19 protein-coding genes, 3 tRNA genes, 6 pseudogenes and 1 other annotated feature are annotated in these 25,378 nt (G+C 60.6%); of the genes and pseudogenes, 15 read left to right on the forward strand and 13 right to left on the reverse strand.

Annotated features, from left to right (window positions below; all coding sequences use genetic code 11):
- Positions 1–7: 7 nt before the first annotated feature.
- The 4 genes and pseudogenes from HNP60_RS14240 to HNP60_RS14255 all read left to right on the forward strand — a co-directional run.
- Positions 8–1,084, forward strand: coding sequence for an amidohydrolase family protein (locus tag HNP60_RS14240; protein ID WP_184155026.1), 1,077 nt, complete (start codon positions 8–10; stop codon positions 1,082–1,084).
- Between the two features lie 277 nt (positions 1,085–1,361).
- Positions 1,362–1,792: pseudogene (locus tag HNP60_RS14245) on the forward strand (transposase family protein); the annotation flags it as partial.
- A 53-nt stretch (positions 1,793–1,845) separates the two neighbouring features.
- A pseudogene (locus HNP60_RS14250) lies at positions 1,846–3,073 on the forward strand (IS3 family transposase).
- Positions 2,127–2,243: a sequence feature (AL1L pseudoknot), on the forward strand. Its footprint overlaps the pseudogene before it by 117 nt.
- A gap of 38 nt (positions 3,074–3,111) precedes the next feature.
- A pseudogene (locus HNP60_RS14255) lies at positions 3,112–3,301 on the forward strand (hypothetical protein); the annotation flags it as partial.
- A 23-nt stretch (positions 3,302–3,324) separates the two neighbouring features.
- On the opposite strand, the gene HNP60_RS14260 reads toward HNP60_RS14255, so the two are convergent.
- The 5 genes from HNP60_RS14260 to HNP60_RS14280 all read right to left on the reverse strand — a co-directional run bounded on the left by HNP60_RS14260 (position 3,325) and on the right by HNP60_RS14280 (position 11,518).
- Complete coding sequence (locus tag HNP60_RS14260; protein ID WP_014077203.1) at positions 3,325–3,993, reverse strand: class I SAM-dependent methyltransferase; 669 nt, start codon at positions 3,991–3,993, stop codon at positions 3,325–3,327.
- A 69-nt stretch (positions 3,994–4,062) separates the two neighbouring features.
- Positions 4,063–9,207 carry a glycosyltransferase gene (locus HNP60_RS14265; protein WP_184155029.1) on the reverse strand — a complete coding sequence of 1,715 codons (5,145 nt, stop codon included), beginning with the start codon at positions 9,205–9,207 and terminating at the stop codon, positions 4,063–4,065.
- A 158-nt stretch (positions 9,208–9,365) separates the two neighbouring features.
- Complete coding sequence (locus tag HNP60_RS14270) at positions 9,366–10,298, reverse strand: sulfotransferase family protein (RefSeq protein WP_184155032.1); 933 nt, start codon at positions 10,296–10,298, stop codon at positions 9,366–9,368.
- Positions 10,295–10,996, reverse strand: a complete 702-nt coding sequence (locus HNP60_RS14275; protein WP_014077206.1) for a hypothetical protein — start codon at positions 10,994–10,996, stop codon at positions 10,295–10,297. The genes HNP60_RS14270 and HNP60_RS14275 overlap by 4 nt, the downstream gene beginning before the upstream one ends.
- Positions 10,997–11,206: 210 nt before the next feature.
- Positions 11,207–11,518 (reverse strand): hypothetical protein, encoded by a 312-nt coding sequence (locus HNP60_RS14280; protein ID WP_184155035.1) that lies wholly within the window; start codon positions 11,516–11,518, stop codon positions 11,207–11,209.
- Positions 11,519–11,651: 133 nt separating this feature from the next.
- Between HNP60_RS14280 and HNP60_RS14285 the strand changes: the two genes are divergently transcribed.
- The 3 genes and pseudogenes from HNP60_RS14285 to HNP60_RS14295 all read left to right on the forward strand — a co-directional run.
- Positions 11,652–11,945, forward strand: a complete 294-nt coding sequence (locus HNP60_RS14285; protein WP_221414684.1) for a transposase — start codon at positions 11,652–11,654, stop codon at positions 11,943–11,945.
- Positions 11,946–11,956: 11 nt separating this feature from the next.
- Positions 11,957–13,128 (forward strand): IS3 family transposase gene (locus HNP60_RS14290; protein ID WP_184155038.1). Its coding sequence is split into 2 segments (ribosomal slippage): positions 11,957–12,221 and positions 12,221–13,128, totalling 1,173 coding nucleotides; the frame shifts between segments, so codons are not numbered across the junction.
- Between the two features lie 158 nt (positions 13,129–13,286).
- Positions 13,287–13,834, forward strand: a pseudogene (locus HNP60_RS14295) (transposase); the annotation flags it as partial.
- A gap of 9 nt (positions 13,835–13,843) precedes the next feature.
- Here HNP60_RS14295 and HNP60_RS14300 read toward each other — a convergent pair.
- From HNP60_RS14300 to cpdR, 6 genes and pseudogenes are all read right to left on the reverse strand, one after another.
- The gene (locus tag HNP60_RS14300) at positions 13,844–14,497 is read right to left on the reverse strand and encodes an FkbM family methyltransferase (protein ID WP_158512728.1); all 654 of its coding nucleotides are present in this window, start codon (positions 14,495–14,497) and stop codon (positions 13,844–13,846) included.
- Positions 14,498–14,598: 101 nt separating this feature from the next.
- A pseudogene (locus tag HNP60_RS14305) lies at positions 14,599–14,752 on the reverse strand (IS5-like element IS711 family transposase); the annotation flags it as partial.
- A gap of 12 nt (positions 14,753–14,764) precedes the next feature.
- Positions 14,765–14,905: pseudogene (locus tag HNP60_RS14310) on the reverse strand (transposase); the annotation flags it as partial.
- Positions 14,906–14,946: 41 nt separating this feature from the next.
- Positions 14,947–15,513 carry a hypothetical protein gene (locus tag HNP60_RS14315; RefSeq protein WP_184155040.1) on the reverse strand — a complete coding sequence of 189 codons (567 nt, stop codon included), beginning with the start codon at positions 15,511–15,513 and terminating at the stop codon, positions 14,947–14,949.
- Between the two features lie 378 nt (positions 15,514–15,891).
- Positions 15,892–15,966 (reverse strand) — tRNA-Val (locus tag HNP60_RS14320).
- A gap of 73 nt (positions 15,967–16,039) precedes the next feature.
- On the reverse strand, positions 16,040–16,417 hold the full coding sequence (gene cpdR / locus HNP60_RS14325) for a cell cycle two-component system response regulator CpdR (protein WP_184155043.1): 378 nt from the start codon (positions 16,415–16,417) through the stop codon (positions 16,040–16,042).
- Between the two features lie 147 nt (positions 16,418–16,564).
- Between cpdR and HNP60_RS14330 the strand changes: the two genes are divergently transcribed.
- On the forward strand, positions 16,565–17,467 hold the full coding sequence (locus tag HNP60_RS14330) for an N-formylglutamate amidohydrolase (protein ID WP_184155045.1): 903 nt from the start codon (positions 16,565–16,567) through the stop codon (positions 17,465–17,467).
- A gap of 327 nt (positions 17,468–17,794) precedes the next feature.
- Here HNP60_RS14330 and HNP60_RS14335 read toward each other — a convergent pair whose 3' ends face one another.
- Both HNP60_RS14335 and HNP60_RS14340 read right to left on the reverse strand, forming a co-directional pair.
- Positions 17,795–18,574: a SapC family protein gene (locus tag HNP60_RS14335; protein ID WP_014077215.1), complete on the reverse strand. Its 780-nt coding sequence runs from the start codon at positions 18,572–18,574 to the stop codon at positions 17,795–17,797.
- 76 nt (positions 18,575–18,650) lie between these two features.
- A complete protein-coding gene (locus HNP60_RS14340) occupies positions 18,651–20,099 on the reverse strand; it encodes an FAD-binding oxidoreductase (RefSeq protein WP_184155048.1) in 1,449 nt (482 codons plus the stop codon).
- Between the two features lie 165 nt (positions 20,100–20,264).
- Here HNP60_RS14340 and HNP60_RS14345 point away from each other — a divergent pair, with 165 nt between their 5' ends.
- The 7 genes from HNP60_RS14345 to HNP60_RS14375 all read left to right on the forward strand — a co-directional run bounded on the left by HNP60_RS14345 (position 20,265) and on the right by HNP60_RS14375 (position 25,207).
- Positions 20,265–20,756 (forward strand): hypothetical protein, encoded by a 492-nt coding sequence (locus HNP60_RS14345; protein WP_184155051.1) that lies wholly within the window; start codon positions 20,265–20,267, stop codon positions 20,754–20,756.
- 127 nt (positions 20,757–20,883) lie between these two features.
- A complete protein-coding gene (locus HNP60_RS14350; RefSeq protein WP_184155054.1) occupies positions 20,884–22,464 on the forward strand; it encodes an FAD-dependent oxidoreductase in 1,581 nt (526 codons plus the stop codon).
- The gene (locus tag HNP60_RS14355; protein WP_184155057.1) at positions 22,461–22,826 is read left to right on the forward strand and encodes a hypothetical protein; all 366 of its coding nucleotides are present in this window, start codon (positions 22,461–22,463) and stop codon (positions 22,824–22,826) included. The genes HNP60_RS14350 and HNP60_RS14355 overlap by 4 nt, the downstream gene beginning before the upstream one ends.
- 16 nt (positions 22,827–22,842) lie before the next feature.
- Positions 22,843–23,244, forward strand: a complete 402-nt coding sequence (locus HNP60_RS14360; RefSeq protein ID WP_184155060.1) for a c-type cytochrome — start codon at positions 22,843–22,845, stop codon at positions 23,242–23,244.
- A gap of 205 nt (positions 23,245–23,449) precedes the next feature.
- A complete protein-coding gene (locus HNP60_RS14365) occupies positions 23,450–24,865 on the forward strand; it encodes a DEAD/DEAH box helicase (RefSeq protein ID WP_184155063.1) in 1,416 nt (471 codons plus the stop codon).
- Between the two features lie 80 nt (positions 24,866–24,945).
- Positions 24,946–25,021, forward strand: a tRNA-Ala gene (locus HNP60_RS14370).
- A gap of 111 nt (positions 25,022–25,132) precedes the next feature.
- Positions 25,133–25,207 (forward strand) — tRNA-Glu (locus HNP60_RS14375).
- The last annotated feature ends 171 nt before the right edge of the window (positions 25,208–25,378 follow it).

Here is a 25,378-nt window from a genome sequence, read left to right on the forward strand (position 1 = left end):
AGACCTGATGAATCTGGAACGTAGGGACTTGCTGATCGGCGCCGCTGGTCTCGGCATCGCTGCGATGGCGCAGGGCGCTGGCGCAAAGACGGCAAAACCGGCGGTGAAGGTGATCGATGTTCACACTCATAATTTCACGCCGCGCTGGGTCGAGATGCTGCGCCAGCATCCCGATGCGGACACCCGCCTGATCCCCACCAAGCCCTATGAGAGCATCGAGTATCGCGGTTCGCCGATTGTCCGCCTCGCGCCGGACATGACCGACCTCGATATGCGCATCGCGGCAATGGACAAGGCAGGGGTGGACATCGCCATCATCAGCCTCACCGCGCCCAACGTGTTCTGGAGCACGCGGGAGGTGGCGATCGAGACCGCGCGCACGGTGAATGACGATTTTGCCGCCGCCGAGAAGAAATATCCCGGTCGGATCAAATGGATGGCGTCGCTCCCCTGGCAATATCCCGATGCGGCGATCGAGGAGCTGGCCCGTATCCGCGGGATGGGTGCCGCGGGCCTGTGCCTCGTCACCAACATGTCCGGGATGCTGCCTGACAACGAGCATTTCCACCCCGTCTGGCAGGCCGTTCAGGAGTCCGGCCTGCCCGCCTTCATCCATCCGACCGTGCCCATGGTGGACATCAAGAAATGGGGCGTGGAATCCTTCGGTCTCGCCAATACCGTTGGCTTCACCAGCGATACCACGCTGGTCTTCGCGCGCCTGATCCTGACCGGCTTCATGGACAAGTTCCCGGACCTCAAGCTGATCGCCTGCCATGGCGGGGGGACCCTGCCCTACCTCATCAGCCGCATGGACAAGATGTGGGAGAACACGACCAGCCGCCGGCTCGTTAACAACCCGCCCAGCAGCTATTTCCGCAGGTTCTGGTATGATGCGATCGTCTACGACCAGGCGACGCTGCGCTTTCTGGTGGAACAGGTGGGCGCGGACAAAGTGCTCTACGGATCCGATTATCCCTTTTCGATTCAGGACATGGTTGGCGTGAAAGCGCGGGTCGGCGCGCTGCCCGCCGATCAGCGGGACAAGATCTACGGCCTCAACGCGCAAGCCCTGTTCAAGATCTGAATACGTTAGCGAGACGTCTGATCGAACGGGACCGGTCAGGCATCCAGCCTGGCCGGTGAAATCAGGAGAAGAAACGGTGGCTGCCCCAATCTCCTGAAGACCCGACGATCGCTTGGGGAAATATGAGCTTGATTTCGACAGTCATAAGCCCCTCAAAACGAGATTAAAATCATGATTCTAAAGGAAATATGATAGATATTTACAACCTTTTCGACCAGCCTAGGTATTTTATCTCCCAGTGTAGTAGCAAGATTGATCATGTATGGCGGGAGGAGCTATAGGCCAGATTCCACACGGGAGCGCCCGAACGACCGAGGAAGTTCGTCGAGCGATACAACATAGTGAAGAGAGCGTGAGAGCACTGGCCGGTCGGAACGGGATCAGCCCGACGACGGTGCAGAAGTGGCGCAAGCGGACGCATGTCAGCGATGCGCCCATGGGGCCCCAGGCCATTCATTCCACCGTCCTCACCACCGAGGAAGAGGCCATGGTCGTGGCGTTCCGCCGCCACACGCTGTTGATTGCCTCTATGCACTGCAGCCATCCATCCCGCACCTGACGCCATCGTCGCGGCACCGCTGCCTGAAGCATCACGGCATCAGCCGCTTGCCGGCGCTGGACGGCGAGGCCGCCGAGAAGAAGCGCTTCAAGGCTTATCCGATCGGATACTTCCATATCGACATCGCCCAGGTGCAGACCGCCGAGGGGTGAACCGCCCCGGGATTGCCGGAGGCCCGAACTCCTGAGAGGAAGGGTCTACGATGAGCAAGACGACGAACAAGTTTGCACCGGAGGTTCGTGAACGGGCGGTCCGCATGGTGCTGGATCACGAAGGCGACCATCCGTCCCGCTGGGCGGCGATCACATCCATTGCCGAGAAGATTGGCTGTTCGGGGCACACGCTGCTGGAGTGGGTGAAAAAGGCCGAGGTGAACAGCGGCAAGCGAGCCGGCGTGCCCACCGAGGTGGCTGACAAGCTCAAGGCGCTGGAGCGCGAGAACCGCGAGCTGCGCCAGGCCAACGAGATCCTGCGCAAGGCCTCCGCATATTTTGCCCAGGCGGAGCTCGACCGCCCGTTCAAGCGATGATCGCGTTTATCGACGAGCATCGCGGTGATTATGGGGTCGAGCCGATCTGCCGGGTTCTGCCGATCGCCCCATCCACCTACCATGAGCACCTGGCGCAGCGGCGCGATCCCTCGCGGCTATCTCCACGTGCTCAGCGTGATCAGATGTTGAAGCCGGAGGTGGTGCGCGTCTTCACCGAGAACTTCGGCGTCTACGACGTGCGGAAGGTGTGGCGACAGATGCGGCGCGAAGGCTTCGATATCGCCCGATGCACGGTGGAACGGCTGATGCGCGATCTTGGCTTGCAGGGCGTGATCCGCGGTAAGCCGGTGCGCACGACGATGAGCGACAAGGCCGCGCCTTGCCGCTCGATCAGGTGAACCGGCAGTTCCATGCGCCGGCGCCGAACATGCTGTGGGTCTCGGACTTCACTTACGTCGCGACGTGGTCGGGGTTCGTCTACGTGGCCTTCGTGATCGACGTCTATGCCCGCTATGTCGTGGGCTGGCGGGTGAGCAGGACGGCGCACGCCAGCTTCGTGCTGGATGCCCTCGAGCAGGCGATCCATGATCGGCGTCCTGTCCATCGCGGTGGCCTGATCCACCACAGCGACCGCGGCAGCCAGTACGTCTCGATCAAGTATACCGAGCGCCTTGTCGAAGCCGGGATCGAGCCATCGGTGGGCAGCGTAGGGGACAGCTATGACAACGCTTTGGCCGAGACGATCAACGGCCTTTACAAGGCCGAGGTGATCCACCGGCGAGGTCCGTGGCGATCCTTTGAGGCAGTCGAATACGCCACGCTGGAATGGGTGGACTGGTTCAACAACCGCCGGCTTCTCGCGCCCATCGGCAATATACCACCGGCCGAAGCGGAGAAACGCTACTACGCCATGGTGGACGACACTCCCACGGCCGCATAATTTAAGCCGAATGGCCTCCCACAATCCCGGGGCGGTTCAGCCACGACAAACTGCGACAGCACCTCAAGTTGTTCATCGACGCCTACAACCATGGCCGACGTCTCAAGACGCTCCGCGGCCTCACACCCCTATGAATATGTCGTCCATATCTGGACAGAAGACCCAGCCCACTTCAAAATCGACCCGTATCGCCATTTCTTAAGATTAATCCTGATATACTTTCATTAACCCAAATAAATTACCACAATTCGTCAAAAATCAATCATATCACCAAACCCCCTGTCATCCTTAGTGATTTTTTGGTATACATAAAATCGGCTTGGGCCGGGACGTAGCTCGTAGTTTTTCATATTGTTTTGAATAAATGAACTGACACGCTTCGTGGGGCAATCACGGCCCGCCTCATCGAATATCAAATACCCTCCATCACGGAGAACTTTATCAGACCAATAATAATCATTAAAAACAGCATCAAATCGATGATCACCGTCAATAAAAATTAGATCAAATTTCACACCAGCAGCAGCCAGACTACTTAGACTTCGATCGCTTCTTTCAGGTATGTGACGAAACCATGACGTCAATCCAAAGCGATCAATGGATCGTACGCCTTGCCCCCCGAAATACTCGTGCTGAAATGGGTCGATCGCAAAGTGCAGACCAAAGCCGGACACTGCGTGTGCCGCGGCCATGTGAACAGCGGAAGCACCCTCGCACAGACCGATCTCAATCGTCAGCGCCAGCGCATTCTCGGTGATGAGATCGAACAAGAATCTTCCGTCCGCTAAGCCGATCGCCCATTCAGGATGGACTTCGCCCACACCAGCATCCTGTTCGCGGGTGGTCTCCCCATGGTAGGCGGCCACCAATGAAAAGTAGTGATCCCGATCGATCGCAGTGGTCGTTGGCAGAGCGTTCACCAGTAACTCCTCAAGTCAGTATCTATAGCAAATCAAAGAGATAGCTTAGCATGTCCACCACCCCTTTTCTTAGGCAAATTCCAGGTCGGTCACTTCAATGGACTCAATCAAGAACGACAAGGATCGCGTTTCCTGCCCGCTGGGAGGCGAAACAGATGAGGCTATCAGATCGAGCGTGTTCCAGCCAGGCGCGAGGTATAGATCGCATTGGATCTCACTGCTCACGTCGAGTGTATCGGGCAGCACATCGCTCTGGACCAGTAGCTCGCCATCCTGGACGACGCTGATCCGTTGCCCACGCTCCTGATTTCTCATCGCGATGCGCACGCGGGAAATGCACCCGTTTCCCTCCACCTTGAGGCGTGCCTTGGTATCGCACACCCAATAGAAAGGCGCCTCCAGCCCGAGCGGTGGATACGCGGCTTCGGCGTCCGCAATGCCAGATCCCATCCTGACTCGGGCGTAAGAAGACACCGCCTCAGATGAAGTTGCATCCGACATTGCCACGCCGGACGCCATATCAACGATGGTCAGGCTTTCCAGCAGCAGCACCCGTGGATGGCCGTCAACCGACTCGAAATCCAAACCGCTAAACGCAAAGGTCAGGATATTCGGCCCATCGATCAACCTGATGTCGACTTTTACTTCTGCCGCGCCACTCAGCGCGCCGGGGGATGTGAGCACGAGGTCATGCACTTCGCCATTGACGTCGAGAGAGGCGATAGCCCTTTTGGCCACCATCCGGTAGCGCATCGTCAGGACGGCTTCAGATACGCCTGTCGCATTGACCGTGAGTACTGCGCTCGCGGATGTTATCCACCGGACCGGCTCCATGATACCGAGTTCCGGGAAAGGCCCTCTAAGCGGACCGAAACCGCTTCCCTCCTCTAAGTCACCGATCAGCTGCGTATTCGGCAGGTGCGCGGGCAGCGAACCCTGGACCGCCGATTTCAGCACCGGACTCAGCCGGTCGCCAAGCCGGTCGCCAAACTCGACTGAACTCAGCGCGAAGCTCAGCGATCGACCATTCTCCCTTTCCAGCCTCGACACGCTCGGACGGAACGTGATGTCCGCGAAACCTTCGTGGAAAAAGTGCCGAACAACGATATACTGAACGTCGCTCGCGTTCGCGCTTCCAATCTCGACGGATACTTTCTGTTCGCCATCAATATCAATTCCGAGGACCTGGTCGGAGTAGAAATTACGAATGCCAAAACGCAATTCGCGTTCACCCTCACAAGCGCTGAAGATTTGGAGCGCTGACTCGTTCCCCAGCGCCCAACGAAATTTCGAATCGATCTGAAATTCAGGATAAGGCCCCTCAACCTCCCCGAAATTATGTCCATAACTTACAAGACCATCGGTGTTATTCTCGAACCCATCGCCATCATTCTTGAATTCCAGGCTGCTGATTATCAAAGCGATATCGTTATCAGACATTTCTGAAAATTCGATAATGATCCGATTATATCCCTTCCGCAATCGGAGAGGTAGATCAATTTCTTGGTCGCCTCCCGCAGCATACTTCAGCTCGTACTGGAGGCCTCGTGTATCGTTGACGACGATAGTCAGGCGCTGACGCTCTGTAACCATGCGGTATCCTAGCCGCATCTTGTAGCTTGCATCCCGCACTGCCTCAGCCGCGAGCACGCCCCGCGGTGCAACAGCCACGAAGGCACGCTCCAACAGTGAGCCGTCGCCTTCAAGGAACCTACTTTCTATGGCTGCAACTGGAAACCATGAGGGCGTTTCCGGAAGCAGCACCTCACTCGCCTTTTCGGCGAGATAGTGAAACCGGACAGGTCGCACCCCATCGGCACGAAGGTTAACCGACGGCGCCAAGGGCTTGCCGAATTTGCATGTGACCAACATCGAGAGAAAATCAGCTGCCGCCCTCTCCAGACTGAAGCGGTTACGGACATGCAGGACAGCATTTGCCCCCATGGAGCGCCGCATTGCTGCATCCCTTTTTATGTCAGCGATTGCCTCCCCAAGCGGCTCCGCGCTGCCCTGCTCAACAAGCAGGCCCGTTACTCCGTCGACTACGGCGTCCGGAATTCCGCCTAGATTGAATGCTACGCTGGGCGTACCACACGCGCCCGCCTCGATGAATGTCTGACCCAGCGCCTCTTCTTTACTTGGTCCAACAAAGATATCGGCAGCCTGGAAGTAAAGAGCGACCAGTCGCTCATCCTGCGCATAGCCGGTAAAGCGAACCTCACAGGGCGTTTCCGGTATAGACTTCCCCCACCCGATGATCACGAGGACGACATCATGAAGGTCCGTCCTGCCTTTCAATGCTTCGATCAGCAACGGCAGACCCTTCCGTTCGTCATCGATGTTCGAAGCGGCCGTCAGAATGATGAATCGGTCTTGCGGAAGGCCCAGAATCTGTCGGGCCTCGCGACGGCGTCCATGCGTGAAAAGCCGGGTGTCGACACCGAGCGCCACCGTCCGAACATGGGATGCCAGCGGCTCGCCCGCCGCTTCCTTGATGAAGCGCTCCATGTAGCGGCTGTTCGTGACGATCATCAGCCGTCCATCCTGCGACGCCTTTTCGATAAGGGCGCGTTTGGCGCGAAAACTCGGCGCGATTTCACGTGGCGGAAGCGACGGATACTCCGCCGCCGTCGGGCACGCCTCGTCACAACCGGAGAGAAATTTCGGGCAACCCCCCGTATAGGCGCAGCGCCCTGTCACGATCCACTGATCATGCGCAAAGAAGACCACCGGTACGCCGAGCGACAGCAACACCTCGAGGGGCTCCGGTCCTGAACGGATCGAATGCAGGTTGCCGGCAACGATAAGGTCAGGCTGGTGTTCGTCGATCGCTGATCGGATCAGCTCGGGATCGAACCCGTCGGGTCTCGCTCGATCAAATTCGGCGTAGCCCACAGCGACGACGTCCTGCCCCGCCAGCTGCAACGCCTGCGCCAGACGCCTGTGTGCAATCCCGGCACCATAGTTGAAGCCATAGTCGTTGAGCATCAAAATCTTCAAATGGGAAGCCAGATCTTCGCGGCGCGCTGGCATGGAGGACATTCCTGCCTCCGCACGCAGCATGGAAGCATGACTGGTCAGTTCCGGACGATAGGCTTCGACAGTGCTGGTCTTCTGGTCGGCATGCATACGATAATAAGCGACTGTGCGCCCGATCAATTGGATCCTGGCGCCAGCTTGCGCCATTCTGACCCAGAGATCATAATCCATGGAATAATAAAGATTCTCGCGAACTAATCCCCCGGCTTTTTCCCAGATCGCCCGACTGAAGAATACTTCGGGCTGGTGGAAGAACTGGCCGCGGAGCCAGCAATTCTCCAGATCGAGCAGATCGTTGAGCGGAAGCGGACCAGACTGCAGGCACGGCAGGTGGCGGTGCATTACGGCACCATCGTCACCGAAGACATCGCATACCCCCGAAACCATGTCGACACCCTCCGTCAGGAAGGCGAAAGCAACTGCGTGAAGCGCGCCGCTGGCCAGCAGGTCATCGCTGTTGAGCCAGGTCAGAATATCTCCACTGGCCGCAGCCATGCCCTTGTTGATGGCGTGGCTCTGTCCTTCGTCGGGCTCGGAGATGTAATAGGTGATATGGCGCTCGAATTCGCGCAGTACTTGAGTTGTTTCATCGGTCGATGCGCCGTCACAAACGATGATCTCAAGATTTGGGTAGCCCTGACGGACCAATGATCGCATCGTATCGCCGATGAAATGCGCCTGGTTGCGGGTCGGGACGATAACCGATATGCGCGGCCACTCGCCGTCCAAGGGCGCACGTCCGCCCACCGTTGCTACGGGTGACGGAAGCGACGACACAGGCACGACCTTTCCCGTCCCCCGCTCGAGGATCGGATCGATGCGCATGTCCATGACCATCAGGTTGACCGCGCCCTCTTCTGCCTCGACCTTGAGCTCGATTGCGCAGAGACCGACAGGCAGGAATGATGAAATCCGAACTTCAGTCTCCCGGTCGTGCTCGTAGGGACGGATCAGGCCGCTGAAACCCAGGCGGCCATTGACGCTGATCGCCACGGTCCGGCCGTTGCCCCACGCGCGGAAACGAAATACGATATCATAGCGCCCGCTCTCCTCAATTTCCGCTGTGAGCAGGCCTTGCTCTCCTGTAAGCCACCGCATACCGAAGGGAATGCTAAACTCTGGATGCGGGCCCTCTGGAGCGCTGAAGCCCGAGACGAACTGGCCTTTGATGCTTAACGCCGTGCCGTACGAACCAGATACCTCCGCGGGACCCGACGGCAGCCCATAGCCCCGCATTCGCCCCCAGGCCCCATCTGCAAGGTTGAAGCGCAGCACCGTACTGGCGTATTCACTACGCTCCATCTCATGCCGATTGAACAGCAACTCCTCGTAACGCTGCCGAATTGCAAATATTTTTGGCGCAACGCTCGAAAAAGCTTTTTCTTTATTTGATAATTCTTGAAATTCAATTTGATGAATTTCTGACAATACCATATCTACTTCAGCATAATACTTGTCCATTTGACCAGAAAGCTGGCCAGGGCGCCGCCTATGAAATCCGAGTACAGTGTCTGCGCTGAAATACTCGGTATATTCCGCGAACCTGCGCCACAGATCCCAGTCGCCCGCAAGCTTGAGCCTGTCGTCCAGACCGCCGCACTGATGCCAGAGGTCCGCGCGCCAGAACGTTCCTTCCTGCATGACAAAAGGCAGTGAGCGACCGTCATAAAGGCCCGCCGCCATACATGGCCGAGAATAACTGATCGGAAGATTGATCCCTAAATTATAACCATGTTGATTGATCAAGGCCACACGCCCGCCGAAAAGGCGCACCTCGGGCATGGCCCGGCATATTGAAAGACCAGTCGCTAAGCCCCCTTGAGCAATCCGATCATCGGCGTTGATCCAACCCATCATTGGGTTGCCCACCGATGGAAGTATTTTCTGAAAGCCGCGATTGATCGCGTCGTACATGCCCGCATCGCGCTCGGACGAATATGTGAATTCCAGCCCTTTGCAGGTCATCGGCAACGCGCCTGTCGTCACCAGATTGTGCCAGCGTTCTACGATCGCGAGCGTGTCGTCCGTCGATCCGCCGTCCTGAATATGATATCGCAGATAGAAGTCGCCGGCTTGCATGATGACCGAAGCGATGGTTTCGTCGATGTAGTCAGATCCGTTGAAAACGGGCGTGACAATGCACACATCCGGTTCGAAATCGCCGTTGTTGGTCATCGCAAATCTTTCTTTTTTGCCCCGCTCGTTACGTGCTGCCCTACACGACCGTATCGGAGTAGACGCATTCTTACTGACACCTCGCATCAGGATGCAATAGGCGGCGGCATGATAGGCTGAACGTCATTGTTGTTGAATCACAAGATTTTGAACAGTGCCTACGGCTCGTATCCAAATCGCGCACAGATGTCCCGATAAGGCCGGGACGATCGCTGTATCTCGATTTCGTCAGGCAGGTCCCGGCGTGGACGTTTCTTGATCGTCGATCCGGTCCGGCCGCTGTCTCCGGTCATTCGAATGTTGCCGATCATGCCCAGAGCAGAGACATCGAACGGGAGATTCAGGATGTCACAAATCTCCTCGAGGACGATCGCGGGGCTGGCGACGAAGTCTTCGTAACGCACCAGCGGCACGTCTTCGTACCTCCGAATAAACTTCTGAAATCGAATACAATACTCTTCTAGATTAAAAGGATGGAAGTCTTCTTTCCAGAGATTTAGTTTCAGGGCGCCAAAGGAATCAAGTGGATGCCTTATTGTCACGACCGAGCGCAGCCTCGCAGCCATTGGTAGCAAAAGCTCCCGCAGCGTTGGCCGTGAATCGGGCTCAACCATAGTGTAGAAATGCGAGTGCGCATGGTCACGAATAACAAGGCGGTGCCCCAACGTGCCAAGCGAGGCATTCATAGTGCCGATACTTGCGAGGAAGGTGTTGACGACAATTCGCTCAGGCACCGGCCGAGCAGCCTGTTTCAACGCCAAAATCACGTCTGTGGGTGCGAAGCGGGGCTTTTCCCGCGCCAGCTCCATTGTGCTCAGCGGATCGATCTCGCTGAGCAGAACGACGCCCGGCAACGCGGCGACCACCTTGGAAATCAACGATCCCCCGGTGCACGCGAGGTGGTGGATGGTACATGGGGGCGTCGGCTCGTGGTCACGACTCACGGCCAGCCCGCAATACTCCTCGATCAGGTCGGATACGGAATCGCGCGAAGGGTCACCTGGATCAACGACCGGGACATCGCCAAGAAGCGAAAGGACCTCTTCCAAATCCCTGGCGGGGTTGCGCCCCGCACATGCCTTTTCGGTCATTTCTGAGTCTCGGCTGCGCGCTTCTTCCCGTGAGCGCCGATCTCTGCCGCTCCCTTCCTCCCACTCGGGTGGCGGGCGGCATGAAGACTTTCTCCGGACGTCTCAGGCGCCTCCTGCAGAAACTCATAAGCAGCCGTTTGCAGCGTTGGCGCCAGCCGACGAAGCAGATCCTCAAGTCGCTCCCGCCTTTGTTCCGCGTCCACAAGGCGCAGGTCCATCGTGTTCAGGTCTTTGCGCAGCATGGCGTTCTGGGCCAGATGAAAATCTATGTCAGCCTTGAGCTGGGGGACCTCCTGAGCGGCTTTCCGCAACTCCATGATTAGTGCCTCCTGATCATTGATCATCCGCTGCATCTCCTCGAGCTTGGAGTTACCTTCCGTAACCTTGACGCCCAGACGATCGCGGTCCATCCCGATCTCCTCGGCCAGTCGCTCGATATTACGAAGTTTTGCCTCGGCAACACCAAGCCGTTCCTTGGTCGCATTATAATCGGCCACCGTTGCTTCTAGTTCGACAATACGATGCTGCCTCTCCTCAATTACGGAAGCCAGATCCCCGACCGCACGGTTGCTGTCGGCTGCCGCGTTCTCCAGATCCTGCAATTCGCCGACAATTTGTTCCGAGAGGTCGAGAATAGGAGCGATCAAACCTTCCACTATTCGGTCAGCAGTCGCTTGCTGCGCGGTCTCGTCCGCCATGTTAAATGCCTCTTGCTAGTCAATTATTAGTTGGACGCACCGCCCACCCAGGAATCTTCGCCATCCGGACTGAGAGACGCGGCCACCATGCTCTACCTCAGGATTTGAGCATCATCCACCATGAGCGATCGCGTGATCCGTGTCCATAACCTGCGATTTAATTAAACCGCATCAATGGATTAGGCTGAGTGGACGAATTGGGATTGGGAGTTACTCGGTCACAACGACGGCTTCACCGATGATACGGCCTTCCCACAGGTAGAATTTTCCGGCTTGCCTCATCTGGGATGCGGCCTGATCGCCGGATAGAAACATCCAGCCGAAGCGACCGGTTTCGCCGGGGCATAATTCCACCTCACCCAGGATTGGCCAGCCATCCCAAGCAGGTTCTTCAGGATCGAGGGTCGTCTTGCAGGGGCAGTCCCATCCCGAGAATACGGACTGCGATTTGCCACCTTGATCGGTTGGATACAGCCAAACGTCTGCGATCAGGTCTTGGCGTGCTCGCCGCATATCGTGCATGGAATTTCCTCCGCTGCCGTAATGCCGTGAGACGAAGGCGGGGGCAACGTCAGGGCGGGCTAATGACGGGAATGCCAAACGTTATTGACGAAGCGCGGACAGATTGATTCAAGGCTGCCTTTTGGAGGCAGGTTTGAGCAGGGGCGATCTCACGGAAGCGGAATGGCGCATTCTGAAGGGCTTGCTGCCAATTGAGCCTGAGAACCGTGGCCGGGGTAGGCGGCCCGAGCAGAACCGCTCGATCATCAATGGCATGCTTTGGCGGCTTCGGTGCGGCGCTCCGTGGCGCGACGTGCCGCCCAAATGCGGTAGCTGGAACACCGTCTATCGGCGGTTCCGGCGTCGGAGTGAAGCCGGAGTCTGGGAGACGGTCGCGGTGAGGTGGTGCCGGTTTTCTGGACAGGATGCTAAGCTAATCCCGGCCTGATGGGGTACGGGATGAAAACGACGAGAAAGCGGTACAGTGCGGATTTCAAGGCCAAGGTGGCGCTGGAAGCGATCCGTGGCGACCTGACGCTGGCAGAGCTGGCGGCCAAGCATGGCGTGCACCACACGATGATCGCATCATGGAAGCGGCAGGCCATCGACGGGATGGCAGGCACCTTCTCCGGCGCTGGCGATGCGGCCAGGGTGGTCGGTGAGAGCGAGGTTGAGAAGCTGCACGCCAAGATCGGGCAACTGGTGGTGGAGCGGGATTTTTTAGCGAAGGCCTTCGGTCGATGAGCGTGGACCGGAGGCGGGCGATGGTCGAACCTGCTCACCACCGCCTGTCGATCTCGGCGCAGTGCCGCCTGCTGCGCATCAGTCGCTCGTCTTATTATTACGCACCGGTGCCGGAAACGGACGGGACGCTGGCGCTGATGACGGTAATCGACGAGACCTTCATGGACTGCCCATGGTATGGCAGCCGCCAGATGGCGCGGCACCTTCGGCGCGCTGACCATGAGGTCGGGCGGCGGCGGGTACGGCGCCTGATGGCAAAGATGGGCCTGTCGCCGATCTACCAGCGGCCCCGCACCAGCGATCCGCACCCGCAGCACCGGGTCTATCCGTATCTGCTACGCAAGCTGGTGATCGAGCGGCCCAACCACGTGTGGTGTGCCGATGTGACGTACATCCCAATGCGGCGCGGGTTCCTATATCTGGTGGCGATCATGGACTGGGCAAGCCGGAAGGTCCTCGCCTGGCGATTGTCGAACACAATGGATGCCGGCTTCTGCGTCGCCGCCTTGGAGGAAGCCTGGGCGCGCTTCGGCAAGCCCGAGATCTTTAACACTGATCAAGGCAGCCAGTTCACCAGCTTCGCCTTCACCAGCGTGCTGCGCGACGCGGAGGTCCGCATCAGCATGGATGGTCGGGGGCGGTGGATGGACAATGTGTTCATCGAGCGCCTCTGGCGCTCCCTCAAATACGAGTGCGTGTATCTGCATGCCTTCGAGACCGGATCGGAGTTGAAGGCTGGCCTTGGCCGGTGGATCACCTATTACAATCACCAGCGTCCGCACTCGGGCCTGGCCGGGAGAACCCCGGTCGAGGCCTACCGGCGGACCGGGCAATCAGATCATGGGGGGCATGCCCCCCATGATCTGATGATCAAACAGGCGGCATGAACGACAACCGGGATTAGCTTAACTTAGCCGCCAAACTGTCCAAATAGGCGGGACCACCTCACGGTTACGCTGGCCGAGGTCGTGGCGGACAGCGGCCATTACGGGACTGTCAGGATTTCCGTGTGCGGGCGGGCAAATGGGTAAGAAGGAGTCCCACTATGTCCCGACGCAAAGAACCTGCGATACCGAATGAGCTTCTCGACCAGTTGCTGGCGAGCGGTGCTGCCAGCGCGGCATTTGAACAGCGTGGCCTGCTTGATTTTCTGCAGAAGGTGCTGACCGAACGTGCCCTGAACGCGGAGATGGATCACCACCTTGCCGGCGACGATGGTGCTGGCAACACGCGCAACGACTACGGTCGCAAGACCGTGACGACCGGGAGCGGCAAACTGGCGCTCGACGTCCCGCGCGACCGCCAGTCGAGCTTCGACCCGCAGTTGATCGCCAAATATCAACGGCGATTCCCCGGGTTCAATAACAAGATCATATCGATGTAGCGCGCGGCATGAGCACCCGTGAGATAATCGGGCATCTGCACGATCTGTACGGCATCGACGTCTCGCCCGACCTGATCAGCACGGTGACGGACGCCGTTCTCGATGAGGTCGCAACCTGGCACCAACGGCCGCTCGATCCGATTTACCCGCCGGTCTTCTTCGACGCTCTCCGGGTCAAGATCCGGGACGAAGGCATAGTTCGCAACAAGGGCACCTCTCTAGAAAAGTCCGCCGAAGTCATTTTTTCGACTGAGAAACAAGTTTGCACGAGTCTGCCCACAGATTTCATAAGCATCCTGAACAGCTTTTGATGACCCAACATCATTTAAATCTTTTGTTTTAAAATCATAAGACGCTTCCATAATAACAAGTTTTGGTCGATACGGCGTATTGTCGATCAAGTCATTAAATACTTCTACATCAAGGCCTTCTATATCAAGGCTTAAAATATCGAAACGATGAGGAATCCAGTGCTCGTCTAAAATGGCGCCAAGCCTGCGGACATGAACATCGACTTGCCCACGCAGATCACCCCACCCTGATGCCGCATCCCTCAACAGTGAAGAGACATCATCATTGGCGCCTATGTAGAATGGCAGTATGCCTTCGACCTCCGCGACGGCGCAACGAACGAGTCTGTAGTCGGTCCCGGAGAAGTCGCGCATGATTTCATCGTAGAGCGCCGGATTTGCCTCTACGAGCAACCCCTTCCAGCCAAACCGAGAGAGAAGGTCGAAGCTGTTCGACCGCTCTCTTCCCCTGGCGCCCACGTCCACTATCAGGCCTGGCTTGACAAGCCATTCGAGGATCATCGGAAACTCGCCATCCTGAGAGTGATCAGTGACGGGGGTCGCCTTAAGCTTATCTTTCATCGATACTAGTCCTAAAAATCGCCTAATCTGCTCTAACCGCCGGGAAGGCATGCGAAAAGTAATTTTAGAGATTTCGTCTTAAGTGCTGTCTGCAATGAGTATAGCCAGGTCATGGTGCATATGAGATGGACAAAGCTCATAAAAGGCGGAGAGCGTTCTCTCATAGCGCAAGGCGATGCGTCGGAAGCGCTTGAGCTTGTTGAAGAAGCACTCGATTTGATACCACTCTCTGTAGAGACGCCAGTCGAGCGGTGGCTTCGGACACCCCAGACCGCCATAATTCGACTTCCACTTGTAGAACGTCGCCGAGCTGATCCCATGGCGGCACATGTCCGCGGTTGCCATCCCGGCCCCCTACATCTTCAAGATCGCGATGATCTGTTCTTCGCCGGACCTGCTGCGCTTCATCTTCGTCCGCCCCCTCCACATCGGACTCTACTCAAGATCGCTCACATTTCAGGCGAGAACGTCACATCCGCGACCTTGGCGGTGGGGCCGAAGAGCAGTTCGTTATGCAGTTGCATCTGGTACTGCGCCATCACGTGGGACGCAGCATCCTTGTCACTTGTTCCTGTACTGAACTCTTTGACGTCGATGGTTTGGCGGTTGAGCGATACCGAGCCTCGGATGTAATATATCCCGGACTTCCCGCGGGTGCGGAGTGAGAGCACGTCATTTTCTCCATGAGTTGATCGACCAGCGCCTGAGAGGCACGCAGTCGGGCCGCCGACGTTCAGATACTGAACGCCGTGTTTCTTGAATGTCCGGAGCATCCACCTACGTGGATCGGCGCCCCGGACTTGAAGCTGATCAGCGATTTGCTCAGGCGTGAGCAGGCGCTGCCGACTGGACCCGGGGGCCACTCGGCTCTCATCGAGATTGCACGACGACAGGCGCATAGCTTCGACGTCGTCGAAGCTAGGTCCCGCGCGGTATGCACTCGGCTCAACAGATGACGGTTGAACCGCCACGCTGGCCTGTCGTGACGGCTCGGCTTGCGCCGACGGCACCGCCACGTCCGATGGCCAGCAGCCACGGACGCGGGATCTTTACTCGACATAGGGAGAACCTAGGGGCCGGCGCAGCAGGTTCTCGACCTAGCACCAGACGACGGTCGGAAACCTGCTCGCGCATCAGCTGGATCGAACTCGCCTGGCCGGCCACCCGCTCCGAAACTCGGTGCGCGCCCCTCGTGATCCTAGGAGCGCATGCGTCAAACGACGAATCGAAAAATACGTTCCAGAGTCCCAAAATGGGCGTGCCCAGAATTTGCCCAAACTTGTCGAATTTTTGCCCCGATTTGTTGGGCAAGCAGCCCCGTAAGGGCGCGTCATCCACTTCTGCGACAAGCATAGAAAAACCCCGCTAAGCCATTGGCCTAACGGGGTTTTCCATGGTGGGCGTGGCAAGGATTGAACTTGCGACCCCTGCGATGTCAACACAGTGCTCTACCACTGAGCTACACGCCCACGGGAGCGACGCCCTTACGCAAGCCGGCGGTGCCGTGCAAGCGCTAATCGCGCGTTGCGGCACCGCACTCGCTCAGGAAAGGCCGCTCGCGCTGTTCCTGTCGAAAATGCGGTCCACTTCCATGACGAGGTCCCGCAGGTGGAAGGGCTTGGAAAGCACCTTGGCTTCCGGCGCCATGCGCCCCGCACGCAGCGTGACGGCGGCAAAGCCGGTAATGAACATCACCCGCGTCTCCGGCGCCACTGCCGCGACATGCTGGGCAAGCTCGATCCCGTCCATCTCCGGCATCACGATGTCGGTGAGCAGGAGATCGAATCGCTCCGTCGCGATCAGCGGAAGCGCCGCCGTGCCGCGATCGACCGCGACCACCTGATAGCCGGAGCGCTCCAGCGCCCGGCACAGATATGTGCGCATCGAATCATCGTCTTCTGCCACAAGAATGCGAATCATGCCGTGCCCCGACCCCGTCAAACCTCTTCCGGATGGACAAATCGCCTGCCGTTCTGCCGGGCTTGGCGTCGCTGGCCCTGTTATGCGACAAGCGATTAAGAATTTCCATCGGCCTGACGATTTTGAACCGGACGGAGGCGGACAGGCATGACAGAGACCGAGGCGCTGCCGGAGATGGTGACGGGCAGGCACGATGCTTTTCTGAGCTATGGCCAGCCCGGCCTGCGCGGCCCGCTGATCTTCGCCGTGCCGCATGCCGGCCGCCTCTATACGCACGATCTGCTCGATCGCGCGCGCGTCCCCCAGGCAACGCTCGCCCGGCTGGAGGACAGGTTTGCGGACCATCTCGCTCATGGCCTGATCGCCGAGGGCCATCATGTGCTGGTCGCGCGGCAGCCCCGCGCGCTCATCGACCTCAACCGGGACGAGCGCGAGGTCGATCCGCAGGGCATCAGCGGCGCGCCCTGGAGCTTTCGGCCGCAGACCAGCGCCAAGGTGCGGGGCGGCCTGGGGCTGATCCCCGAGCGGCTCGCGCAGACGGGAAAGCTCTGGCATACGCCCCTGCCCTTCCGGACGCTGCGCGATCGCATCGAGACGGTCCATCGGCCCTATCACGCCGCGCTCGCCGGAGCGCTGGCCGTGGCGCGCGCGCGGCATGGCGTGGCCCTGCTGGTGGACATTCATTCCATGCCGCCGCTGCGCGAGGCGCCCGGCACGTTCGAACCTGCGCCGCGGATCGTGATCGGTGATCGCTTCGGGCGCAGCGCGAAAGGGCAATTGACCGATCTGTGTGCGGATTTCGTGCGCCGCAGGGCCCTGCCGATCGCGGTCAACACGCCTTATTCCGGCAATCATATCCTGGAGCGCCATGGCCGGCCGGAAGCCGGCATCCACGCGATCCAGATCGAGGTGGACCGCTCGCTCTATCTCGATTCGGTGTTGATGAGCCCCGGCGAAGGCCTGCCCGCCATGCAGCGGCTCTTCACGGAGCTTGCCCGCGCCTTGATGCAGGATCTGGCCGGCACCGCCTTCCCGCTGGCTGCCGAATAAAAAACCACCCCGTGCGATGCACAGGGTGGCCCAGGTTCAGGGAGGAGACGTCCCGAAAGGGCGGGACGCCCACGCAAAGGCCCGAAAGGGGGAACAAGCCTCTACGTATTCTTAAGGTAGGACAGTGCCTCGCTGTTTTCAAGCGCAACCAGCACGAAATCCTGAGAATAGTTGAGTTAGTCCCCAAGTATCGGCGCGACTCGCGGCGTATCGCCGCCTTTCCCCGTCTTTCGCCCGCAACGTTCACCGATGCGCGCCCGACAAGAAAAGGCGCCAGTTTGCCGGGAAACTGGCGCCTTCCGGATGCGGATCGCGAAGCTGAGGGGCTCAGCTGATCTCGAACGCCGGGATGGGGCCGAGGCCCAGACGGCGCTGCGCGAAGAAGACCTCGCGCATGCCCTGCAGCGAGAGAAGATGCGCATAGATCAGCGGCAGGAAACCGCTCTGGTTGAACTTGCGCAGCTGGTCGCCGCGCAGGTCGCGCAGCTTCTCTTCGTTGACCATCTGGAAGCCGCGATAGACGAAGGGCTTTTCCACGTCCGGCACCTGGATGCTGAGCTCGCCGTCCATCAGCAGGTCGGCTTCCTTGAGATCGTTCATGAACTGGCCGGTGCGCATCGCCGCTTCCTCGAACTGCTCGCAGAATGCCAGCAGGTCCTTGGTCAGCTGCGTCGCCTCGCCATTCTCGATGAGCGGGCGCCCGTCCTCATATTCGCCGATCAGTTCGCTGGTCGGATCGAAGCAGAGCGACAATTCCTGGCTGTCCGGGTTGAGGCGGACGAGCAGCCAGGGGTAGCGGCGGACATAAGCTGGCACATAACCATCGTCCCGCCGCAGCTTGCCTTCCTCGTCGACGAGCGTGTTCACGCCCTCGTTGAGGCCCATCAGCGCGAGCGGCAGCGGATTGGGGCCAGCGGAGAAGACGATCGGCAGCGCGCGCTGGCACTGCGGGAACTCGTCCACGGTGAGCGGCACGGCATGGACGCCGATGAGAAAAGGCGCGCGGTCATAGTTGCGCAACGTGAAGCCGGCATGCTGCTCCACGTTGAGCGGCACGAGATCCTTGTAGAGCAACGGCAAAGATTGGGCTTGCGGCGCGCTGGCCATGGCATCGAACTCCTGAGACTGGCTAAAACAGCGCACACCGAATGGTCAGGCTGGTCGACGCCCGGCCATAAAGCCGTCAAACCGGAGTGGCAAGGGGCACCAGCTTGCCCGGGTTGAACAGGCCGAGCGGGTCCAGCGCGCGCTTGATCGCCCGCACGGCGCCGATTTGCGCGGGTTCGGTGAGGCGCGCGAACTCCGCGAGCTTCATCTGGCCAATGCCATGTTCCGCCGAAATGGAGCCATTCATCGCCACGACCTGATCGTTGACGAAGCGCGTGGCGTCCTCGCCATGGGAGGCCAGCCACGCCTTGCCACCCTCGGTGCCGCCCGCGCGCGGCGCGCGCACGTGGAAATGGACATTGCCGTCGCCCAGATGGCCGAAGGACGAGGCGGTGGTGCCGGGGAAGCGCGCTTCGCATGCGGCCGCCACATCGACCATGAAGCGCGGCATGGTGGCGATCGGCACGCTGATGTCGAACTGCAGGGCAGGCCCCTGCGCCCGTTCGGCTTCGGACGCGCTTTCGCGCAGCTTCCAGAAGGCCTCCGCCTGCGCTTCGCTCGCGGCGATCGCGGCATCGATCACGAGGCCCTTCTCGAACGCGCTCGCCAGCGCCGCTTCCATCCGCTGCTGCGCGCCGGGGCCGTCGGTCGCCGCGTCGAGATCGACCTCGATCAGCGCATGCCAGGGCGTGAGCGTGTCGATCGGCTGGCGCGTGCCGGGAATCACCGAGAGGATGAAGCCGAGCGTGTCCGCGGCGATGACTTCGAAGCCCTCGACCACCGGACCGAGCTGCTGCTCCATGTGTCGCAGCAGGGCAAGCGCCTGCGCGGGATCGTTCACGCCCACCCAGGCCACGGCCCGGTCGGCAATCGCCGGCACCAACCGCAGGCTGGCGGCCGTGACGATGCCCAGCGTGCCTTCCGCACCGATCAGCAGCTGCTTGAGGTCATAGCCGCGATTGTCCTTCTTGAGCGCCGCGATCCCGTCATGGATCGATCCGTCCGGAAGCACGGCCTCGATGCCTTCCACCAGCGCGCGCATGGTGCCGTGGCGCAGCACCTGCGTGCCGCCGGCATTGGTGGAGACGAGGCCGCCGACCGTCGCGGATCCCTTGGCGCCCAGGCTCAGCGGGAAGCGCCGGCCGACCGCCTGCGCCGCCTCATGCAGGTGGGAAAGGATCACGCCCGCCTCGCACACCGCCAGATTGGCCTCGGGGTCCATCCGCCGGATGCTGTTCATGGCCCGCAGCGAGAGGATGAGCGCGCTGCCGTCAGCCGGTGGCGTGGCGCCCCCGACCATCGAGCTGTTCCCGCCCTGCGGCACCAGCGGCACGCGGTGCTCGGCCGCGCAGCGCACCATCGCGGCGACCTCCTGCGTCGAGCGCGGGGTCAGGATCGCCGCGGCCTCACCATGGAACTTGCCGCGCCAGTCCTCGAGCCAGGGTGCGATGAGATCCTGGTCCTCGATCAGGCCGCGCGGCCCGGCGACGGCACGAAAAGCGGCGAGAGTGTCAGGCGCGATCATGCGCTGCCTTATGGCGATTGCCGCTCCCGAATGCCAGCCTCGCGCGCCCCTGCACTCTTCATCCCGCCGCTGCCCCAATTAATCGCCTGTTCAAGGGCGGGTCACTAGGGCATTCTGAACGTCGGGAACGATTCATTGCCTTTCATTGTCATCACATTCTTCTTGATGCTGCTTACGCTCGCACCAGGCGCCGCGGCTGGTCAGGAGACCCGCGCGCCACGTCCGGACGGCAGCCAGTGGGCGCAGGTGACGATCGAGCAGCGCGTCATCATCCGAATCCCCACCGTGCCCATGCGCCGCTCGCTCGCCACGCCCGTGGAAGATGCCCCCGCCCCGGCGCAATGGCGCTGGAAGGAAAGCAGGGGCCCCAAATGCCTCCCCATCCAGCGCATTCGCGGCGCCTCCATCACGCCGGACGAGGGGCTCAGGATGGTGACCGGCCTCAATGAGCAGTTCCGCGCCCATTTCGGCCGCAGCTGCCGCGCCGCGGATTTCTACGCGGGCTTCTACATCCAGGCCAGCAAGGACGGCTCGCTCTGCGCCGGCCGGGACACACTCCACGCGCGCAACGGCTCGGCCTGCGAGATCGAGAAATTCACGCATCTCGAACGCGAGGCGGTGAAGGACGACGAGAGCGACAAACGCCGGGAAAAATGAGCGGGCACGTTTGGACTGCGGCCATCCGATTGGCCCGCGCGGCACAATCGTCTCATCGGCCTTGCGCGGCAGAGCACTCTCTCTCTATCGTCTCCTCGATTGAATTGCCTGTTGTGGGAGACCGGCCTTGGCAGAAGACGCACGCGGACTTGGTAATGAAACGATCGAGGCCGACCTATGCATCATTGGCGCAGGCGCGGCAGGAATCACGCTCGCATCCAAGTTTGCCAACTCGAACATTCGTGTCCTGCTTCTGGAAAGTGGCGGGCCGTCCATCGACCGGGAAACGGAACGGCTTAATTCCGAGGCGACCGTCACGGGATTAGGCTACCCGCTGCAGGCATCACGCCTGCGGTTCATCGGGGGGACGACCAACCACTGGGCAGGCAATTGCTATCGATTCCTGGAGCGTGACTTCGAGGCCAAGCCGGGTATCGCGCATACCGGCTGGCCCATTCGATTGAGTGATGTCGAACCCTTTCTGCCGGAAGCGTCTCAGATTGCCCTTTTCCGTGAGGAACCGGCAGACTGGGACCCGGCGGATTGGCGCAAGCGCCTTCATACAGCTGCTTGGGACATCGACCCCGGCAAGTTCACCAGCCGCGTCACTTTCCTCGCCAACAATCCCGCGACGGATGACAAGACATTCGCAAATTATCTGCCTCGCTTCGAGAAAGCGCCGAACGTGCGCTTTCTCACCAACGCGAATGTGGTGGAGCTGATCGGCGGGGGATCAGTCGAATCCGCCCGGGTGAGGACGATCGCGGGCAACGAGATGACCGTGCGGGCCAAAACCTTCATTCTGGCAACCGGCGGCGTAGAGAATGCGCGCCTTCTGCTCGCCTCGCGCCGCAGCAATCCCAATGGCATGGGAAATCAGAACGATCAGGTTGGCCGTTATTTTGGTGACCATGTGGTCATCTCGCAGTATTTCGTACGGAATCCGGATATCCCGCTTGATCGACTGATCCTCCAGCAGCCCTTCTATCGGGACACGGAAGCCTTCTCTCATTTCGTAATCGGGGACGAGGCATTCCGCGAGCAGGGGCTGGACGATGTGTTCCTGCGCTTCGATCCGGTGCCTGAGAAGCCACGGGAGGGCGAGCTGGCGCTTTGGCGCCTCAAGGACGCCGTCGCAGGTGGTTCGCCGGGCCAGATCAAAGGTGCTGACGTCGTCGCCGCGATCACACGGCCTCACGAGAGCGGCGGCGCGCTGCTGAGGCGCGCGGTCTGTCGCAACGGCGATCCGATCGCCTTCAAGGTCGCTGGACGTCTCACGCCACGCCCACATCCGGACAGCAGGATCACGCTTTCCGATCGCACGGACAAGGTCGGCATGCCGATCGCGAACCTCAACTGGGCGCTGGCTGATGAAGGCAAGCATTCATTGCACCGCGCGTTCGAACTATTTGCCCAGGAGGCAGGCCGTCTCAATCTTGGTCGTTTCCAGCTCACTTTCGATCCCGCCCAACCCTGGCCGGATTATCCGGAAATGGATGTGGGGTTCCACCACACCTGCTCGACCAGGATGAGCGATGATCCCCGCAATGGCGTGGTCGACCGGAACTGCCGTGTCCATGGCATGGACAATCTCTATGTGGCGGGCAGCTCGGTCTTCTCGACCGCCGGCAGCGGCTCACCCACGATGATGCTGGTCGCGCTGTCCCTGCGCCTTGCGGACCATCTCAGGAAGGAGCGCTTTGCATGAAGAAAATCTCGCGGCGGACCATCCTCCTCGGCTCGGTGGCCACGGTCGCCGGCGCGGTGGCGCTCGTCAACGTGCCGCCCGTGCGCCGCTCATTATGCGGGGATCCGTCTTCCGATCCGGAGGAAACCCTCAGAACCATGCATCTCACAGCGATCGGAAAGGCCTGTGTCGCTTGCGACTCCGGCCTCACGCACGCTTATGTGTCTGAACAATGGACTGCGCTGGGGGCACCCACCGGCGAGGCGCTGGACAAGCGCATCAGGGACGACTTCGCGCAGGGCAAAATGACCAATGTGCAGGGCTGGATGTTCTCGCAGGTCGAGGTCCTGGCCTATGCCGCCACCTATCACGGCATTGCCTAGCAGGATGCACCGACAAATGACTCCCCCAAAGCGGGGCTCCACCTTCGCCGCAGCGCTTGCACTTGCGCTGGCGGGCTGCGGTCAACAGGAAGCGGAAGCGCCAAAGCAGCCGGGGCGCACGGCACTGCCGATGCCGGCGGCCTTCGCCGCATGCCAGACCTGCCACAGCATCGAGCCGGGCGCAGTCCGGCAGGGCCCGAGCCTCGCCGGCCTCGCGGATCGCAAACCGGGAACGGCGCCGAACTTCGCTTCTTCGGAGGCCATCAAGGGCGTCGGTGAACGGTGGACGGCCGAACGTCTCTCCAGTTTTCTCTATAATCCGGGAGAGACTGTGCCCGGCAACAAGATGATGTATGGCGGAACCGCAACGCCGGAGGACGCTCAGGAGATCGCCCGATATGTGCTGAGCCTGCCCTAGCACCGGCTTTGCGCCAGCAGGTCCACCACGCCAGACCGGCCCTGCCACTGCGCTCACCATCCCGTTTCTTGCCCGCTCGCGAGCCCTCCGGCCCGGAAATCCTTGACAGGAGCGCTGCTCTTGCGCATGGCCCAAGCGGCTCAAGACATGCCCGGTGACGGCAGGGTCCGGGCCTATCCTGCCTTCCAGCCTGCACGGAACCCTGATGCACTTTGCCGACCTCGGCCTGTCAGAAGAATTGCTGAAAGCCGTCGAAGAGGCGGGCTATAGCGAAGCGACGCCCATTCAGGCGCAAGCGATCCCCTCTGTTCTCATGATGCGCGACATCATCGGCATCGCGCAGACCGGCACCGGAAAGACGGCGAGCTTCGTGCTGCCGATGATCGACATTCTCGCCCAGGGCCGCTCGCGGGCGCGCATGCCGCGCAGCCTCATCCTTGAGCCCACGCGCGAACTCGCCGCGCAGGTGGCCGAGAATTTCGAGAAATACGGCAAGTATCACAAGCTCTCCATGGCGCTGCTCATCGGCGGCGTATCCATGGGCGATCAGGTGAAGGCGCTGGAGAAGGGCGTCGATGTGCTCATCGCCACGCCCGGGCGCCTCATGGACCTGTTCGAGCGCGGCAACATCCTGCTCACCGGCTGCTCGCTGCTCGTCATCGACGAGGCGGACCGGATGCTCGACATGGGCTTCATCCCCGATATCGAGAATATCTGCACCAAGCTGCCCGCGAACCGGCAGACGCTGCTGTTCTCGGCGACCATGCCCGGGCCCATCAAGAAGCTGGCGGACAAGTTTCTCACCAATCCCAAGTCGATCGAGGTGGCTCGCCCCGCGACGGCTTCGGCGAACATCGCCCAGATGCTGGTGCCGGTGGAGGAACGCGGCAAGCGCGAGATGCTGCGCACGCTGCTCGGCAAGGAAGACGTCAACACGGCGATCATCTTCTGCAATCGCAAGACGATGGTGCGCGAGCTCAACAAGAGCCTGCGGCGCCACGGCTTCAAGTCCGGCGAGATTCACGGCGACATCGACCAGTCTGCCCGGATCGCGGAGCTGGATCGCTTCAAGAGCGGCGAGATCAACCTGCTCGTGGCTTCGGACGTGGCCGCGCGCGGGCTCGACATCAAGGGCGTGTCCCACGTCTTCAATTTCGACGCGCCATGGCATCCGGACGATTATGTCCACCGCATCGGCCGCACGGGCCGCGCCGGCGCCACCGGCAAGGCCTTCACCTTCGTGACGAAGAACGATGCCGAGGCGATCGAGGCCATCGAGAAGCTGATCGGCAACAAGATCGAGCGGCTTGATACCGGCGTCGACCTCGCGCCCGCCGAGAGCGGCGCGAGTGCCTCCCCCGCCAGGGGCGGCAGGCGCGCGGCCAAGCCGAGCCGCGAGAAGAAGCCGCGCACGGATGAGCGCCCGGCAACCCGCGAGGCCGCGCCCAAAGCCGCGAAGGATGACGAACGCCCCGCCCGGCCCGCGCGGGATTCACGGAGCGAGGCGCCGCGCGGCAAGCCCGCCCGCGCGCCTGCGCCCCAGCAGCGCGACGAAGGCCCCGACGAGGGCTGGAACGGGCCGATGCCGGCCTTCCTGTCCTTCGGTTTCGACAAGCCCTGAACCCGATTTCACGGCGCCGCACGCAAGCCTTGAAAACGCGTTGCATTGTGCCCGGCGCCTGCTTATAGGCAGCGCTCCCTGGGGCTGTAGCTCAGTTGGGAGAGCGCATCGTTCGCAATGATGAGGTCAGGGGTTCGATTCCCCTCAGCTCCACCAGGGTTTTTTCTCGGGCGCATCGAGCCACTTTTAGGGCTTGCCTCCACGAGCTTGGCGCGGCATAGGCGCCCGGCTTGCCGCCGATATCCCCCGGGATCATCCGGCGCTCGTGGCCCCTTCGTCTAGCGGTTAGGACGCGGCCCTTTCACGGCTGAAACACGGGTTCGATTCCCGTAGGGGTCACCATAACGCCGGGAATGGCGAAGGCACGCCAGCCCGACGATCTGACCAGACCGGCTCCATCTTCCCAAGCTTCTTTGAGCCTCCGGCAACATGTCGCGACCTGCCACACGCCAGTGAGCTCTCTGACCCCGCCCCACGCCGACACCGACTCCCTCGCCATATGGTCGTGCGGAA

It is taken from the genome of Sphingobium lignivorans (assembly GCF_014203955.1).
GTDB classification, from domain to species: Bacteria; Pseudomonadota; Alphaproteobacteria; order Sphingomonadales; family Sphingomonadaceae; genus Sphingobium; species Sphingobium lignivorans.